We start from the raw sequence: 2,558 nt of genomic DNA, 5'->3' as shown, positions 1-2,558 counted from the left end.
GTGTAACGGCTAGTTTGGTTCAGCGATGAATGTCCCAAGGTTGCTTGCAGCAGTTGCACAGGTGCGCCCCGGTCTAAACTATGTGTTGCATGAGAGTGCCTCAGCCAGTGTGGCGACACATTCCCAGAAATCCCTGCCCTTTTTCCAGATTCTGCAACAATCTTACGGATTCGCCGCTCACCTACAGCACCACCCTGGCGGCTAATAAACACGGGCGCATCGGGACTATTATTGGTTCTTTGTGCCAGCAATTCCTGATAAATGCTTTTGGGGATTACCACGGTTCTGGTTTTCTGCCCCTTGCCGTAGAGCGTAACTTGTCCGTTGCCATCGCGCCCTGGTTGTACCGAGCGCCAGGTTAAAACAGCAATCTCACTCACCCTAGCACCAGTATAATAAAGCAGTTGGATTACTAGCCGATCGCGACCCTTTGGGGTCAGGGCAATCATTGTCATCACCTCTAACTCAGAAAGAAGGCGTTCGGCTAACTTGTCCTGGGGTTCGGGTAACGGTACTTCGGCAGCGACATTAAATTTTGTCCATTCCACTTTCAGAGCGAACCGCAGCAGACTTTTGATCGCCGCAAGTTTTCTGGCGCGGGTGGAGTTCTCATATTCCTTGGTTTCCAGATAATCAGCGAACGCTAGAACGTCGTTCATTGTTACTGTTCGCAAGTCTAAGTCATTCAACTGTACAAGTTTTGGGCTTACACCTAGCACAAAGGCAATGAAATAACGGATATCTGTCTCATAAGAACGCCGGGTTTCGGGCGAGCGCTTGCTACTCTTCCACAGCTCCACTATTTGGGCAGTGTTAGTAACATCTGCCATCCTCTGCACCGAGTTTTCTGCCCCTGGTGTTAGCATCGAGAGTTAGTTCGGTTCCTACATAAAATCCAATCAGCCTCTTAGGCCCTTACCAGTAATAAAATGCCCAGCCGTATCAATAATATTTTTGGCAAAACCGAGGTAGATAGGCGCTTTCGCCCTTCGGGGCGAAAGCGACGGCTGGGCATTTTATTTCTTGGATCTCCCTTACACAAAAAAAGATTGTTCCGAATGGTGTGTCCCTTTTTCAATTATCGATTCCAGGGGAGCAACATTTACTAAAATTTCTTAGACGTGAATTCACGCCTGAATCCTTGAGTTACCCAGTTTTGCGTGTTAATACGTCTACGTTTGTAAAGAAAAGAACTCACCTCCCCGATACAAAAACTGCCTCAACATCACACAAAGCGACCGTTCCTAGATAGATCCGAAAACTAATGTTTTCGGATCTTAGGGCGTGAAAGCATACATTTGTCGTTGGTCAGAGGATACCTCTATTACCATCCCCCCAGTCGATACCAGAACGATTTTCTGTTTATTTTTGCCCCAGACTTGTGTATACATTCGCTAACCTGGGAGAATGAGCGGCTGACAGCCGCCCGGACAAAACCCTTGAGCGGGAACACCAATAATATTAGTTAGTTCATGAAATCACGCCTCGATAGGCAACACCTCTTCATTCAGCAAGGCGTAAAATTCCGGGACTTGAGCCTCCACAAGTCGCAGTTCATTTGCGGCGATCGCTTCAAGTTCCAGCACCGTCTCCCAGCGCAAATCCTCAACCCATCGCTTAAGGATGCCTTTAATTGCGTCCACTCCACGAGAAATACCAGAGCGAAGTATTTCTACGCAGTGGAGTAGCGTAATCCGGTCTGTTTGGGGCGGTTCAGAATCGGTAGTATCCTCCCCTTGGCAATGGGAGTTCCCTATAGCATCAAGGGGGGGTGTGGATACGGCCTGCTGATTGGGGTTTACACTATACACCGCAGGGGTTTGAGCCGCGTAATAGGTTCGATTTTCTTTTTGATTGCGCTTCGTTTCACGATGAGCAATTACTTGGAGAGCAAATTCCAATTCCTCTTTAGATAAAGAGAAAAGTTTCACCTGTTGACCCCGTTTACCCTGTTTACGGAAAGTCAGTTTTAGCCCCAGCTGCTCTATAAGAGTGCCTAGCAACCAAATAGGTTTACAGTCTAGGGGAATAGTAAACCCAAGAATTGCTTTCACGTGAGCAGCACAATGTATAGCGATGTCCCTCATCTTGAGTAAGGTGGAATCGTCGGCGGTAACTTCTTCACCCTTCATTAAAGAAGTGAGAATTTGATGCAGTCCCAGGTTAAATCTAGCAAGCCACCGTGCGGAGTAATTGCCCCAGTCGATGCACAAAGGTAGATTGTCGCGCTCGGTGCGGTCTTTTTGGGTGACAATTGTTGGTGGTGTAGGATAAGTTTGCCCAGTTTTGGGGTCAGTAAACGATTCTTCGGGTGGGGCTAAAATGGCCTCAAGTCCGGCGATCGCTCTAATTAAGCGACCACCTTTATCCATTTCTACGAGTGATTCGGTTACTTCGATGCCGTAAGAATCAGAAATGCGAAACTTTTCACATTCAAAAATTTCATTAGGGTCAAGGTAATCTTTGCTCTGACGGGCACGGTACTCACTCAAAGTAATATTGTTCGCCTTGGCAACAGCCGAATTGTGGGCACTATCCAAAGCTTGTGCTGCTGCTTT

General features: G+C 47.5%; 1 protein-coding gene and 1 pseudogene. Both read right to left on the bottom strand.

Annotated elements, in window-relative coordinates; genetic code table 11:
- On the bottom strand, positions 1 to 866 hold an 866-nt coding region (locus tag H6G97_RS49660; protein ID WP_190947599.1), incomplete at its 3' end, for a tyrosine-type recombinase/integrase.
- A 612-nt stretch (positions 867 to 1,478) separates the two neighbouring features.
- Positions 1,479 to 2,558, bottom strand: a pseudogene (locus tag H6G97_RS49655) (bifunctional DNA primase/helicase); the annotation flags it as partial.

Source organism: Nostoc flagelliforme FACHB-838 (assembly GCF_014698065.1).
Taxonomy (GTDB): Bacteria; Cyanobacteriota; Cyanobacteriia; order Cyanobacteriales; family Nostocaceae; genus Nostoc; species Nostoc flagelliforme_B.
This window is presented reverse-complemented; position numbering and strand designations above follow the sequence as displayed.